We start from the raw sequence: 13,237 nt of genomic DNA, 5'->3' as shown, positions 1-13,237 counted from the left end.
CCTTTTTTGGCAACAGGCATCAGGAGCTTGATAATGTCTTACAGTGGTGTCTATACACTGCCTGAATGCAAAGGCTCCATTAGCTGAGCTAGTGGAGCCTTTGCGACTACTTGATGCTAGAGCGTCGAGAAGTCGAACGACGTTTCTAGGAATTTAGTGGTAAAGTCGCCTTGCTGGAAGCTGGCGTTGTCCATCAGGGCCAAGTGGAAGGGAATAGTTGTTTTTACACCTTCTACTACGAACTCGCTCAAAGCCCGCTTCATTTTCACGATGCACTCCTCGCGGGTCTGGGCCACGGTGATAAGCTTCGCAATCATGGAATCATAGTTTGGCGGAATTTGATAGCCAGCATAAACGTGCGTGTCTACGCGTACGCCGTGGCCGCCAGGGATGTGCAGAACCGTGATTTTGCCAGGCGAGGGGCGGAAGTCCTTAGTGGGATCTTCCGCATTGATACGGCACTCCATGGCATGCATGCGGGGGAAGTAGTTATCACCCGAGATAGGAATGCCTGCGGCTACTTTAATCTGCTCCTTAATGAGGTCGTAGTTGATGATTTCCTCCGTCACAGGATGTTCTACCTGAATACGAGTATTCATCTCCATGAAGTAGAAATCCCGGTTTTTGTCAACTAGGAATTCTATTGTGCCCACGCCTTCGTAATTAATGGCCGAAGCGCCAGCAATGGCAGCCTTACCCATCCGCTCGCGCAGCTCCTCGGTCATGAAAGGAGAAGGGGCTTCCTCCACTAGTTTCTGGTGACGGCGCTGAATAGAGCAGTCGCGCTCTGAGAGGTGACACACGCGGCCGTATTGGTCGCCGCATACTTGTATCTCAATGTGGCGTGGCTCCTCCACAAACTTCTCTAAGTACACCCCGTCGTTGCCGAAGGCGGCCTTAGCTTCGGTGCGGGCGTCATTCCAGGCTTTCTCGAAGTCCTCTTCCGAGGGAATGATACGCATACCACGTCCGCCGCCCCCGGCCGTAGCCTTCAGGATAACGGGATACTTAATCTTGGCAGCTACCTTCTTGCCTTGTTCTACCGATTCTAGCAAGCCCACCGAACCGGGAATGCACGGTACACCGGCTGCAATCATGGTGGCTTTGGCCGAAGCCTTATCACCCATCTGATTGATCATCTCGGGCGTAGCTCCAATGAACTTGATGCCATTTTCCTGGCACACGCGCGAGAATTCCGCGTTTTCGCTTAGAAAGCCATAGCCGGGGTGGATAGCATCGGCGTTGGTGATTTCAGCGGCTGCAATGAGGGTAGGAATGCTCAGGTAGCTTTGAGCAGAAGCGGGAGGGCCAATGCACACGGCTTCGTCGGCAAAGCGTACGTGCAGGCTTTCCTTGTCGGCGGTAGAATATACGGCCACCGTCTTGATGCCCATTTCCTTGCAGGTACGAATAATGCGCAAGGCAATTTCGCCCCGGTTGGCAATCAATATTTTCTTGAACACAGGTCGTTTTGTAGAAGTGAGAATAGCGAAGTGAGAAGTAAAACCTGAACAGTAAAAACTGCTTCTACGGCCTCACTTCTCACTTCGTGCTACTCGGGTCTCAAATTACATTGGCTCAATCAGGAAGAGCGGCTGGTCGTACTCCACGGGAGAGGCATTCTCCACCAGGGCTTTCACTACGCGGCCACTCTGTTCGGCCTCGATTTCGTTGAACAGCTTCATGGCTTCGATGATGCAGATAACCTGGCCTTTCTCCACTAAGTCGCCTACTTGTACGAAGGCCGGGGCGTCGGGGCCGCTGCTCCGGTAGAAAGTACCAATCATGGGTGCTTTCAGGGGGAGGTAGTTGCCGGTAGAAGCAGCTTCTGCCGCAGGAGCGGGCGCGGGGGTAGTTGCTGGGGCCGGCGCCGCTGGGGCCGGCGCGGCGGCAGGAGCCGCTGCTGGAGCCGGTACCGAGGCGGGTCCTACGCTTACTACGGGCTTGTAGCTAGGCTCACGCTGCACCGAAATCTTGAACTCTTCGGTTTCAATGTTAACCTTGTTCAGGCCCGACTTGGCGATGAAGTCGATAAGTTCTTGTAGTTCTTTGGCTTTCATGGCAGCGGGAGAGGGCTTGCTGGAGGACTGTTTATTTGACTCTTTCGACATAGGAGTAGTCGCGCGTATCCACGCGGATTTTCTGGTCTTGGTCAATGAACAGTGGCACTTGAATGCGCGCCCCCGTTTCCACGATGGCAGGCTTGAGCGTGTTCGTCGCCGTATCGCCCTTCAAACCGGGCTCAGTGTACGTTACTACTAGTTCCACAGTAGTAGGCAGTTCCGCTGTGAGGGGCTGCTCGGTTTCGGCGTGGAAAAGAATAGTAGCTACTTGGCCTTCCTTCATCAGGTCGGCAAAGGGTACCATGGCTTCTGGCAGCACCACCTGCTCAAACGACTCATTGTCCATGAAGGTGTAGCCGTAGTCGTCCTTAAATAGGTACTGGTGAGGACGTTGCTCTACACGTGCCGTTTCTACTTTCACTCCAGCGTTGAACGTGTTGTCAATGACACGGCCGGTTTTGATGTTACGGAGTTTGGTGCGTACGAAAGCCGGGCCTTTGCCGGGTTTTACGTGCTGGAATTCGGTGATGACGTGCAGCTCGCCGTTGTAGTTCAACACGAGCCCATTGCGAAAATCTGCGGTGGTGGCCATGGGTAGGAAGTGGGTATTAAAAGGGGAGAAGTAGAAAGTAAAAAATGCTGACCGACTTGATACAAGCCCTTCTGGGACCCGCCACTGGTCGTATTCTATGGCTTTTACTTTCTAATTCTAAACAGAAGTGCCGTCCCGGGTAGATGGCGGGGCGGCACGTCGGGAGTGCAAGTATAGGAGGTTTTCCGATTTTGTGCCGCTTGGAGTTAAACAGCTGCAGGACCGGGCTTCGGGTCATAGGCCCATTTGAGGTATAAGGACCCCCACGTAAAGCCGCCACCAAAGGCGGCAACAATCAGGTTGTCGCCCTTGCGGAGCTGCTGCTCGTAGTCAGCTAAACACAACGGGATAGTGCCGTTCGTTGTGTTGCCGTACTTGTGAATGTTGAGCATTACCTTCTCGGGGCCAATGCCCACGCGGTTCGCAGTGGCATCAATTATGCGCTTGTTGGCCTGATGCGGAACCAGCCAGTCAATGGTATCAGGAGTCAGACCGTTACGGTCGGCTACCTGGGCCGCTACATCGGCCATGTTTTTGACGGCAAACTTGAAAACTGCGGCTCCCTCTTGGTATACGAAATGCTCTCTGTTAGCGACCGTAGTAGCCGATGGAGGACGACGTGAACCACCAGCTTTCTGGTGGAGGTACTGCTCTCCGTTGCCATCTGAGTGCAGCTCTTGATCGAGCAGGCCCAGACCTTCGGTGTTAGGTTCTAGCAATACTGCGCCAGCACCATCACCAAAAATAATGCAAGTGGAGCGGTCAGTATAGTCAATGATGCTCGACATTTTATCGGCTCCAATGACTACCACTTTCTTGTAGGCCCCGGTGGCAATAAATTGGGAGCCCGTAGCTAGCGCGTACATAAAGCCCGAGCAGGCTGCCTGCATGTCAAAGCTAAACGCTTTCGTAGCGCCAATTGCTGCCGAAATGATATTGGCAGTGGCTGGAAATACGAGGTCAGGAGTAGTAGTAGCGCAAATAATCAGGTCGATGTCTGCGGCGGCAGTTCCTGTCTTAGCCAGTAGCTGTTCTACTGCCTTGATACCCATGACGGAGGTGCCCTGGTCGTCGCCTTTTAGGATGTGTCGCTCCTTAATCCCCGTTCGGCTCATAATCCACTCGTCCGTTGTATCCACAATTGATTCGAGTTCCTGATTGGTGAGCACGTAGTCGGGCACGTAGGCGCCTACTCCGGTGATGGCAGCGGTAATCTTCATTACTGGGGAAGGGAAAAACGCGGCAAAGGAAAAGTCCGGCTGGTGGCCGGACTTATGTCGCTAGGACTTGAAGGTGTTTTTTATTTGGTCGGAGATGCCCGAGTGAGCCATTTGGTAGCCTTGCAGCAACATGTTGCAAATTGCCAATGGCGTGCTTACTCCGTGCCCAATAATGGCGTTGTCGTTGATACCTAGAATAGGGGAGCCTCCTACGGCTTCGTAGTTGAACTTATCGAAGAAGGGGTCATGAATCTGCTTGGAGGCGATGATGTCGTAAATGGACTCTGCCATTTTCAGCATCACATTTCCAGTATAGCCATCACACACAATTACGTCGGCCTTGTCATTAAACAGGTCGCGTCCTTCAATGTTGCCAATGAACTGAATGTGGGGATTCACTTTCAGGAGCTGGTGCGCCGCCTGAGTAATGGAAGTACCTTTGCCTTCTTCTTCGCCCAGGTTCATTAGTCCTACCTTAGGAGCATTAATGCCAAGCACGTACTGGGCATATAATGAACCTAGTTCCCCAAACTGCTCAAGCATCTCAGGTTTACACTCGGCGTTAGCTCCCACGTCCAGAAGGATACCAAGGCCACCGTGCAACTTCGGAACGAAGTTGGCAATAGCTGGGCGCATCACGCCGGGCACTGGTTTCACGGAGAACATAGCACCTACGAGCATAGCACCAGTATTGCCAGCTGAGCAGAAGGCTTCTACTTCGCCAGCATGCAGCATGCGGTAGCCCACGGCAATACTCGAGTCCTGCTTCTGCTGGTAGGCTTTCGCTGGGTGCTCACCCATCTCAATAACCTGCGAAGCAGATATAAAGAGCAGGTCAGCAGCGTCGGCACCGTGTTGTTGGAGCAACGGCGCCACATGTTCTTCCTGACCAATGAGCACAATCTGGGCCTTGCCGACTAGTTCCTTAGCGGCCAGTATGGCCCCATCGACGGCGGCCTGAGGTGCGAAATCGCCCCCCATTGCGTCCAGGGCTATCTTCATGAACGAGGTATCAAATAGGTCCGGAGAGGAGAACCTTATGGGAGTAATACCCCCGGTTGGCTTCTCCTGAGTGAAAGTAGCCAAGCCGGGGATGTGAACTCACCGTAAGGTAGAAAAGCGGCGGGGCTGACTATTCTTCGTCGGTATCAGAAGCAGCAGCCGGTGCAGCTACGGGCGCGTAGTCCTTGATGGCTACTTTACCATTCAGGTACAGGTCGCCGTCTACTACATACGCCTTATGACGCAGGTGGGTCTCACCGGTAGTCGAGCAGATGCTGATAGCCTTAGGAGTCAATTTGTGGTGGCTACGACGCTTGTCACGGGTAGCGGAGGAGGTCCGGCGCTTAGGATGTGCCATGGTTGAAAACGCTAATTAAAAGCAGAGAAAATATACAAACGGAAGTCAGGGGCGGGGGCGCTAGTTAAGATTGCGCAGCGCATTCCAGCGCGGGTCGATGTCATCGTTGTTATCATCATCCTCATCACCCTCTTGGCGAGTAGTGAAGATGAGCTTGGCATCGGCCTCGGGGTTTTCATCGGGCTCATTCTGGAAGCGCGGGTGCAGCTTCTTCATTGGCAAAGCCAGCCCGATGTAATCAAATAGGTGCTGAGCGATAGGCAGAGTCTGGGTGTCAGGCGTGATTTGCAACACGTTGTCATCCAATTCCTCAACCCGGTCGCCGAAGCGGACGAGTAGTTGTTCGTGCGCTTCTACTTCCTGGTCGTACTCATCCAGGCTCCGGTCGCAGATTTGACGAACGGTACCCTGGAGGTCGAAATCAAGGGTCAGCAGACGCTCGGTTTTTGTGAGGGTCACATCAGCGTGCACCTTGCCATCGGGAATGAGCTGTTGGTCAAACTGCTCAAAGAAGGCGCGGTCGAGCTCAAACGCAAAGTGATGCGTTTTATCGGCCAGGCGGGCGATGTTGAGGTCGTATTGGGAGTCCTTCTTCACAACTGAATTTGTAGCAGGGGGCAAAAGTAGAAAGTTTTCCCCGTTTTGTAAAAGTGAAACGGCTGTTGGAGCCGACCCTAGGCGTTTTTAAGAATGAAATCGGGCGGAATGCCCAAGCGCTCATATAAGCGTTTGGCTAGGTCGAGCGTGACGCGACGTTTGCCACTTAGGATCTGGGAGAGACGCCCGGCTGGTACTTCTAACAACTCTGCCAATTCCTTTTGTTTAAGCCGCATCTGTTGGCGTTTCAGCTCAATCATTTCGGCTAAGGAAGTAGGTAGGGTTGGAATAGGTAGCAGACCCAACTGACCCTCATAGTTATCCAGTGCCGCAATCAGTTCTCGAAATTCCGTTTCCAGCGCTGCATTGCCTTCCACCCCAGCAGCAGCCAATGCGTCTAGGCGACGTAAGGCGGTACGGTAGTCGGCAGGGGTCTGGAGCATCATGCAAACAGAAGCAAATCGGGAATAAATGATTGATTACAGTTTTGAGGGTGCAAATGTAGAGATTAGTTTTATTATCACAAAGTAAGTTTCGTTTTTGGAAAGATTGTTTCGTTTGTGCGTTATTACAGTAGTTGTTATACAGTTGTAAACCAGTATGTTACGGGTAGGGCAAAAAGAATGGCCACCATCTAGGATAGATAGTGGCCAGAGCACTCGGAGGAAGCTGGTGTGCTACTTCGTTAAGACAACTTATTCATGACGACCACCACGCAAAGGTGGCCCCGGAATTAAGGGCACAATCTCAGCTTCGGCTTTGCGGTGGCGCACTAGGTCGCAAGCCATGTATAGCGCCTCGCGGAAGGAGGTAGGATCAGCTTTGAACTGGCCGGCTAAGCCGTACGCGGTGCCATGGTCGGGAGAGGTACGGATAACGGAGAGTCCTGCGGTGAAGTTGACTCCTTTCTCGAAGGCCAGCGTTTTGAACGGAATCAGGCCTTGGTCATGATACAAAGACAAGGTGGCATCGAACTGACGAAACTGACCCGTACCAAAGTATCCGTCGGCGGGGAAAGGGCCGTAGGCAAGATGGCCTTCCTGCAAAAACTGCTGGAGTACCGGCGTTACTACATCGGCTTCCTCCGTGCCAAGCAGCCCATTCTCACCAGCGTGCGGGTTGAGGCCAAGGACTGCTACGCGTGGCTTTTCGATGCCGAAGTCTTGCTTTAACGAAGCAAACAGGATGCGAAGCTTGGTAGTCAGCAGCTCCTTGGTAACCCGAGAAGCCACGTCTTTCAGCGGAATATGACCCGTGGCCGTAGCAACACGCAGGTTATCCGTTGCCAGTAGCATAAGGCTTTCCTTCGCGTCGAAGAACGACGTGAGAAACTCCGTATGGCCGGGGTAACGGAAGTCGTCGGCTTGGGTGTTTTCCTTGCTGATAGGGGCCGTTACAAGTGCATCGAGCAAGCCTGCCTTCAGGTCGCGAGCAGCGGCCAGCAGGCTCTGGCGGGCAGCGGTGCCACTGGCTTGGCTAGGCTGGCCGGGTGTGAGGGCGTGGTCGTCGTCCCAGCAGGTCACGGCGTTGTGTTTGCCAGGAGCAATGTCAGCCGCTTCCCGTACCTGGCGGAAGGTTAGTGGCTCTGCTCCTTCAGGAATAGGGAAGTCATCGAACAGCACAGTGGCCGTACCATACACCACGGGGGTGCATAGCTTAAGCAAACGGTGGTCGAGAAAGGTCTTATAAATTATTTCCGGTCCAATGCCAGCTAAGTCACCGACAGAAATACCAATGCGTGGAAGCATGAAGGGTGCTTTGGGAAATGAGAAATGCAGAAGACGGGAAGTTAGCCCCGAGGAACCTACTCAACCGCGCCTAGACAGGGCGGCGCGCCAGCAGTAAACTGCTTAGGCTAGGCCTGCTTTTTCAGGAACTCATACGTCAGGCGCACCGCCGAGCCGGTGCCGCCCTTGCCACGGTAGGAATCAGGGGCAGTAAGAAAGGCGGGACCAGCAATGTCAAAGTGTACCCATGGGTAGCCTTCGGTGAAGCGCTCCAAAAACTTGCCGGCTGAAATGGCGCCTGCCTCTGCCTTGCCCAGGTTCGAAATATCGGCAATGCTGCTTTTGATGTGGTCAGCGTATTCATCCCACAGCGGAAACTCTACTAGGCGTTCGTGCGTGGCATTACCGGCTTGCTTTAGCTGTCCTAGCACTTCTTCGCTGGCAGTACCCATGCATACAATGCCTTCGACGCCAATGGCCCGAACGGCCGAGCCGGTAAGAGTAGCGTAGTCAAGAACTAGCTCAGGCTCATACTTCTTGGCAAAAGCCAGCGCATCGGCTAAGATGAGCCGCCCTTCGGCGTCGGTGTTCATAACCTCTACCGTGAGGCCACTGTACATTGTGATGACGTCGCCGGGAGCCAAGGCCGGACCGCCCGGACGGTTGTCGGTAGCGGGTACTAGGCCAATAACGTGAAGTGGCACCTGGTTCTTCGCCAGCGCCGACAGTACCCCCACTACCACTGCTGAGCCGGCCATATCGCACTTCATCAAATCCATGCTGTTGGGCGTGGGCTTGAGGCTAAGCCCACCCGTGTCATACACCACACCTTTGCCCACCAGAATAATGGGCTTGGCATTGGTAGCGCCTTCCGGCTTGTACTCCATTATAGTGAAGGTAGGCGGCTCGGGGCTACCTTGGTTTACGGCCAGCAGACCGCCCATGCGCAACGCTTCGATGCGCACTAGGTCCAACACTTCTACGTGGAAACCGGCTTCTTCCCCTGCCTGCTCAAAACGCTGGGCCAGCTGAGTGGCATTGAGGTGGCTGTAGGGCATGTTGACCAAGTCGCGGGCCAGGTACACGCTCTGTAACAAGTAGTCGAGCTCCTGCACTTTTTCGGCCGTAAGCGCGGGGCTGATGAGCGTCAGGAGTTGCAGATTGGGCGCCTTGCGCGACTTCTCGTCAGTTTTGTAGCCCTCGAACTGGTAGGCTGTGAGAGCAAGACCTTCGGCAACCGCCAGAGCGCCGTTTTCAGTTAGGTCGTTGATGAACAGTTCGGGGACTTTATCGGCTTTCAGTTTAGCATGCAGCTGATGGCCTGCTTTGCGCAGCGCTTCAGCCGTGAGGTCGGCCGTTTTCTTTTCTTCTGCTACTATATAATAGTGGCGGTGGGTGTATTGGTTGATGCCAAAGAGCTTTTCACCCGCGGCCAGCTGATCCGTTACGTACTGGCGGGCGGGCTCGGGCAGGTCGGCCGCGGCGCTAATGGGCAACTCGGTAGTGCCGGCGGGTAAGATGAACACAGTATCCGCAAAGGATGGGAAATCCGTGGCGTAGGCAAGAGATAGAGGCATGGGGCAACGTCGGGGTGAAGCGGATGGCAACCTTGCTCCAGGCTGGAAGCGCGGGGAAACGGCTGCCGCCGGTGTATCTTTGGGCGTGAAGGTAGGCCTTTTGAAGAAGTGAGTACAGAGAAACGCCACGGATGTTCTTCCGATAGCGCTTCCTAGCTACGTTCAAATGCTTCACGAAGGAGGTCCGGCTTTTCAGTTTTCTAGCCAAGGCTGCCGGTATCTGCCACCTCACGCCGTGCTTTCACCTCGCGCACTTACTTCGCCAACATGGATTCCGTCAAAGCCAAAAAACACCTCGGGCAGCACTTTCTCACCGACCCCAACATTGCCCGCAACATTGTGGAGGCCCTGCGCCTACCCGATGGGGTGCAGGAAGTGCTGGAAATTGGTCCGGGCATGGGAGTACTCACCCAAACGCTTCTTCAGCACCCTGGGTACCGCACATCGGTAGTAGAAATTGACCGGGAGTCGGTGGAGTATCTGGAAAAGCACTTCCCAGCTCTGAACGGACGCATCTATTCCCAGGACTTTTTGAAGATGGATCTGGGCAAGCTCTACGACGGACAGCCGCTGAGCATCATCGGCAACTTTCCCTACAATATTAGCAGCCAGATATACTTTCAGGTGCTTGCCCACCGCCAGCAGGTACGGGAGTGCGTGGGTATGATTCAGAAGGAAGTAGCTGATCGCCTAGCCGAAGGTCCGGGCACCAAGACGTATGGCATCCTGAGCGTGCTGTTGCAAGCTTTCTATACTATTGACTACCTGTTCACGGTGCCTCCGCACGTGTTCAGCCCCCCGCCCAAGGTACAGTCGGCTGTCATTCGCCTCACTCGCAACACAACCGAGCAGTTGGCCTGCGACGAGAAACTATTCTTCCAAGTAGTGAAGCAAGGTTTCCAAACCCGCCGCAAAACCCTGCGCAACGCCCTCAAGCCCTTCGGAATGCCAGCGGAAGCTACCACCGACCCCATTTTCGACAAACGGGCCGAGCAGCTCAGCGTGGAAGATTTTGTGGGCTTGACAAACCGAGTGCAAGAGGCAAAGGCCTAATACTTGCAATGCGCCCGTCACTAGTTGTCCTGCTTGTGTTTGGGGCTTGCCCTCGGTAGCTCTTATGTACCAGCTGAATGTAGCGCCATTGACCGCGGTTTTTGGAAGCAACTTGCTGATGCAGAGAGTTACTATATCAGAACGGATTATGAAGGCTTCACTACGTTAGGTTTCGTGGAATGCTGGCTTTGTTTACTTCAACCCGCACTTGCTCCTGTTGATTCTTTCGCAAGAGATGCCTTTGGGTACACAAGGCCGAATTGGGTCAGTATTTCTACTTGACTGCGCGGCCAAAAGAATGCCGTAGCGCAAGCGGTAACCAGCAGCCCTCTGACCCAACAAGAACACGGCATAAAACTTTATTGGCCCTTTGGTGATTCAACCTTTCACCTAACCTCCATCGATCAACCGCAAAAATGTCCCTCTGCCTCGTCATCGACGATATGCACCCTAGCCTGCCGGAGTACTTGCAGCCGCTAGGAATCGAACTTCACTACCGCCCCGACCTGAAAGCGGCCGAAGTGCCCGCCGCCTTGGCCGCCCATCCGTACGAGGGGTTGCTTGTGCGTTCTAAACTCCGGATTACGACCCAACTGCTTGCCCACGGACCGCACTTGCGCTATGTGGGCCGGGCAGGCGCGGGCGTTGATAACATCGACGAAGAAGCCTTGGCTGCGGCTGGGGTGACGCTACTTAACGCCCCCGAAGGCAACCGCGACGCGGTAGGGGAGTTTGCCGTGGGCTTGCTCCTAGCCTTGTTCCGTAACATCGTGCGCGCCGATGGGGAAGTACGCGCCGAAGCATGGCACCGTGAAGCCAATCGGGGCGAGGAAATTGGCGGTAAAACCATTGGGTTGTTAGGGTATGGGCACATGGGCAAGGCTTTTGCCAAGCGCCTACAAGCATTTGACTGCACGGTGCTAGCCTACGACCACGATTCGGGGGTGGAGAGCAACCACCATGCTACCCTAGTGAGCTTACCGGAGCTGCAAGCACGGGCTGAGGTGCTGAGTATTCATATTCCGTATTCGCCGGCCAACCACCACTTCGTCAACCACGAGTTTCTGACGGGTTTTCGTAATCCTTTATGGCTCTTAAATACGGCCCGGGGCGAAGTGCTCAACCACGCCGCTTTGGTGGAAGGCTTACAAAACGGGCAGGTGCGCGGGGCCGCCCTCGATGTGCTTGAAAACGAAAAACTGGCCACGCTACTTCCTGAGCAGCAAGCTCGTTTCGATTACCTGCGGGCGGCGCCCAATGTGGTGCTCACTCCTCACGTGGGCGGGTGGAGCTTCCAGAGTTACGCGCGTATTAATGAAGTGCTGGCGCGTAAGATACGGGAGTTTTTAGCCCGGTAAGGGTAAGTCCACAGCGGCACCTCGTCGGGCCTGGTCCGCGCATTATTTCTTTGTATTTCGTATATTTGCCTAAACCTGTTCGGGGAGAACGGCCAGCCATGCTGGCCGTTCTCCTTGTTTTTTGAGCTTACATCACCCTACCATGGCTACCATCAACTATTATACTCCGGAAGGTCTTCAGAAGCTGAAGGACGAGCTGCAGGACCTCAAAATCCGGGGCCGTGCCAAAGCTGCCGATGACTTACGCGAAGCCCGCGACAAAGGCGACCTGAGCGAAAACGCCGAGTACGACGCGGCCAAGGAAGCGCAGGGTCTGCTGGAATTGAAAATCTCTAAGCTGGAAGAAATTGTAGGCAACGCTCGTCTGCTCGACGAGTCGAATCTGGACACCAGCAAAGTGCTCATCATGAGCAAAGTGAAGCTGAAGAACCTGAAAAATAACATGGTGCTCGACTACACCTTGGTAGCGGAGGAAGAAGCTAACCTGGCCGCCGGTAAAATCTCGGTGAAGTCGCCCATCGGTAAGGGGCTGCTGGGTAAGTCGGCCGGCGACACGGCCGAAATTACCGTGCCCGCCGGAAAGCTACAGTTTCAGATTCTGGAAATCAGCCGGTAGTAGTACCATTCTCGCGAAGTGCTTATTAAGGCGCTTTTAAAAGGGCGAAGCCAGGGGCTTCGCCCTTTTCCGTTTTGCCACGTACTTTGGGACGCCGACGAACGGTGCGTCGTCGTGTCCTAGTTCTCTACCTCACCCACTACCTTTTTTCACAGCCCAATGCCTTCTATTTTTTCCCGAATAGTAGCTGGCGAGTTGCCCGCCTATAAAGTTGCCGAAGATGAGCACCACCTGGCTTTTCTGGACATCACGCCGCTTGTGGAAGGCCACACACTCGTGATTCCCAAAAAGGAAGTTGACTATATCTTCGACCTGCCACCAGCCGAGCTGGCCGCCTTGCACCAGTTTGCTCAGCGTGTGGCAAAGGGGGTGAAAGCAGCCGTAACGTGTAAGCGCATTGGAGTAGCCGTTATTGGCTTAGAAGTGCCCCACGCGCACATTCATCTTATTCCGATGAATCACGTGTCGGACATGAACTTTGCCAACCCGAAGATCAAGGTAGCTGAGCAGCGTATGAACCAGCTAGCTGCAGCCATTGGGGCCCAAGTGCCCGCTGGCTCAGATCAGCCAGTTGCGGCTGGTAGAGCTGCCGAGGATACGAAAGGGGGGCGGGAAACTACGGAAGCCAACAACGTAACCGCCAGCAGTGGGGCGGCTGATGCCACGTTGCAACAACTGCAGGAACTCACCAGCGGACTACACTACTTGAGTGAGTCGGATGCGCCGCTGCAAGCCGTGAGCTACTCCGCTCCGGGCACTGGCCTCACCGATGCCACAATAGCGGAACTAGCTGGTATGCCGGCTGGTACTGCCGTTGAAAAACAAGAGCTTACTTACTTCCTGCGCAACCATACCGCCGACAACGGTGTGCTGGGTGACCCTGCCCTAGCCAACCGATTTAAGGCGCTGCAAATGTATTTGAAGCAGGAGCTAAACGGAGTGCAGGTGTACCGACTAGGTACCGGCCCCCAGGTTCCTGTACTAGTGTTGGGCGAAGGCGAGGGCGGTAAGCTAGCCGGCTTCAAAACCGTGTTGACGGAAACCTAAGCAATAGTGGTCCTGATAGCCCACAAG

The 13,237-nt window shown here is 54.4% G+C and carries 14 protein-coding genes; 4 read left to right on the top strand and 10 right to left on the bottom strand.

Features of this window, described 5'->3' with window-relative positions:
• Positions 1–116 precede the first annotated feature (116 nt).
• The 10 genes from accC to CHB83_RS02545 form a co-directional block, all read right to left on the bottom strand.
• On the bottom strand, positions 117–1,463 hold the full coding sequence (gene accC / locus CHB83_RS02590) for an acetyl-CoA carboxylase biotin carboxylase subunit (RefSeq protein WP_055562331.1): 1,347 nt from the start codon (positions 1,461–1,463) through the stop codon (positions 117–119).
• A 105-nt stretch (positions 1,464–1,568) separates the two neighbouring features.
• On the bottom strand, positions 1,569–2,060 hold the full coding sequence (accB, locus tag CHB83_RS02585) for an acetyl-CoA carboxylase biotin carboxyl carrier protein (RefSeq protein WP_089331557.1): 492 nt from the start codon (positions 2,058–2,060) through the stop codon (positions 1,569–1,571).
• A gap of 31 nt (positions 2,061–2,091) precedes the next feature.
• Positions 2,092–2,655: an elongation factor P gene (gene efp / locus CHB83_RS02580; RefSeq protein ID WP_045688531.1), complete on the bottom strand. Its 564-nt coding sequence runs from the start codon at positions 2,653–2,655 to the stop codon at positions 2,092–2,094.
• A 206-nt stretch (positions 2,656–2,861) separates the two neighbouring features.
• Positions 2,862–3,875 carry a beta-ketoacyl-ACP synthase III gene (locus CHB83_RS02575; RefSeq protein WP_045688532.1) on the bottom strand — a complete coding sequence of 338 codons (1,014 nt, stop codon included), beginning with the start codon at positions 3,873–3,875 and terminating at the stop codon, positions 2,862–2,864.
• Positions 3,876–3,935: 60 nt separating this feature from the next.
• Complete coding sequence (gene plsX, locus CHB83_RS02570; RefSeq protein ID WP_089331747.1) at positions 3,936–4,877, bottom strand: phosphate acyltransferase PlsX; 942 nt, start codon at positions 4,875–4,877, stop codon at positions 3,936–3,938.
• Between the two features lie 130 nt (positions 4,878–5,007).
• Entirely contained in the window at positions 5,008–5,235 is a 228-nt protein-coding gene (gene rpmF, locus CHB83_RS02565) for a 50S ribosomal protein L32 (RefSeq protein WP_045688533.1), read from the bottom strand.
• A 60-nt stretch (positions 5,236–5,295) separates the two neighbouring features.
• Positions 5,296–5,832 (bottom strand): YceD family protein, encoded by a 537-nt coding sequence (locus CHB83_RS02560; RefSeq protein WP_045688534.1) that lies wholly within the window; start codon positions 5,830–5,832, stop codon positions 5,296–5,298.
• Positions 5,833–5,909: 77 nt separating this feature from the next.
• Positions 5,910–6,278: a helix-turn-helix domain-containing protein gene (locus tag CHB83_RS02555; RefSeq protein ID WP_045688535.1), complete on the bottom strand. Its 369-nt coding sequence runs from the start codon at positions 6,276–6,278 to the stop codon at positions 5,910–5,912.
• 249 nt (positions 6,279–6,527) lie between these two features.
• Positions 6,528–7,580, bottom strand: a complete 1,053-nt coding sequence (gene pdxA / locus CHB83_RS02550; protein WP_045688536.1) for a 4-hydroxythreonine-4-phosphate dehydrogenase PdxA — start codon at positions 7,578–7,580, stop codon at positions 6,528–6,530.
• Between the two features lie 107 nt (positions 7,581–7,687).
• A complete protein-coding gene (locus CHB83_RS02545; RefSeq protein WP_089331556.1) occupies positions 7,688–9,136 on the bottom strand; it encodes a leucyl aminopeptidase family protein in 1,449 nt (482 codons plus the stop codon).
• 267 nt (positions 9,137–9,403) lie between these two features.
• Between CHB83_RS02545 and rsmA the strand changes: the two genes are divergently transcribed.
• From rsmA to CHB83_RS24280, 4 genes are all read left to right on the top strand, one after another.
• A complete protein-coding gene (gene rsmA / locus CHB83_RS02540; protein ID WP_045688538.1) occupies positions 9,404–10,189 on the top strand; it encodes a 16S rRNA (adenine(1518)-N(6)/adenine(1519)-N(6))-dimethyltransferase RsmA in 786 nt (261 codons plus the stop codon).
• A 416-nt stretch (positions 10,190–10,605) separates the two neighbouring features.
• A complete protein-coding gene (locus CHB83_RS02535; RefSeq protein ID WP_045688539.1) occupies positions 10,606–11,547 on the top strand; it encodes an NAD(P)-dependent oxidoreductase in 942 nt (313 codons plus the stop codon).
• 142 nt (positions 11,548–11,689) lie between these two features.
• Positions 11,690–12,163, top strand: coding sequence for a transcription elongation factor GreA (greA, locus tag CHB83_RS02530; RefSeq protein WP_045688540.1), 474 nt, complete (start codon positions 11,690–11,692; stop codon positions 12,161–12,163).
• 159 nt (positions 12,164–12,322) lie between these two features.
• Positions 12,323–13,210: a nuclease A inhibitor family protein gene (locus CHB83_RS24280; RefSeq protein ID WP_089331555.1), complete on the top strand. Its 888-nt coding sequence runs from the start codon at positions 12,323–12,325 to the stop codon at positions 13,208–13,210.
• The last annotated feature ends 27 nt before the right edge of the window (positions 13,211–13,237 follow it).

The sequence above is a fragment of the Hymenobacter mucosus genome (assembly GCF_900188255.1).
GTDB classification, from domain to species: Bacteria; Bacteroidota; Bacteroidia; order Cytophagales; family Hymenobacteraceae; genus Hymenobacter; species Hymenobacter mucosus.
The sequence above is the reverse complement of the archived record's forward strand: the minus strand, read 5'-3'. Positions and strand labels throughout refer to the sequence as shown.

What these genes read in the sequence shown, in the direction of transcription:
- accB (WP_089331557.1), bottom strand. Translation starts at nt 2,060, where the DNA reads ATGAAAGCCAAAGAACTACAAGAACTTATCGACTTCATCGCCAAGTCG.
- efp (WP_045688531.1), bottom strand. Translation starts at nt 2,655, where the DNA reads ATGGCCACCACCGCAGATTTTCGCAATGGGCTCGTGTTGAACTACAAC.
- CHB83_RS02575 (WP_045688532.1), bottom strand. Translation starts at nt 3,875, where the DNA reads ATGAAGATTACCGCTGCCATCACCGGAGTAGGCGCCTACGTGCCCGAC.
- plsX (WP_089331747.1), bottom strand. Translation starts at nt 4,877, where the DNA reads ATGAAGATAGCCCTGGACGCAATGGGGGGCGATTTCGCACCTCAGGCC.
- rpmF (WP_045688533.1), bottom strand. Translation starts at nt 5,235, where the DNA reads ATGGCACATCCTAAGCGCCGGACCTCCTCCGCTACCCGTGACAAGCGT.
- CHB83_RS02555 (WP_045688535.1), bottom strand. Translation starts at nt 6,278, where the DNA reads ATGATGCTCCAGACCCCTGCCGACTACCGTACCGCCTTACGTCGCCTA.
- pdxA (WP_045688536.1), bottom strand. Translation starts at nt 7,580, where the DNA reads ATGCTTCCACGCATTGGTATTTCTGTCGGTGACTTAGCTGGCATTGGA.
- CHB83_RS02545 (WP_089331556.1), bottom strand. Translation starts at nt 9,136, where the DNA reads ATGCCTCTATCTCTTGCCTACGCCACGGATTTCCCATCCTTTGCGGAT.
- rsmA (WP_045688538.1), top strand. Translation starts at nt 9,404, where the DNA reads ATGGATTCCGTCAAAGCCAAAAAACACCTCGGGCAGCACTTTCTCACC.
- CHB83_RS02535 (WP_045688539.1), top strand. Translation starts at nt 10,606, where the DNA reads ATGTCCCTCTGCCTCGTCATCGACGATATGCACCCTAGCCTGCCGGAG.
- greA (WP_045688540.1), top strand. Translation starts at nt 11,690, where the DNA reads ATGGCTACCATCAACTATTATACTCCGGAAGGTCTTCAGAAGCTGAAG.
- CHB83_RS24280 (WP_089331555.1), top strand. Translation starts at nt 12,323, where the DNA reads ATGCCTTCTATTTTTTCCCGAATAGTAGCTGGCGAGTTGCCCGCCTAT.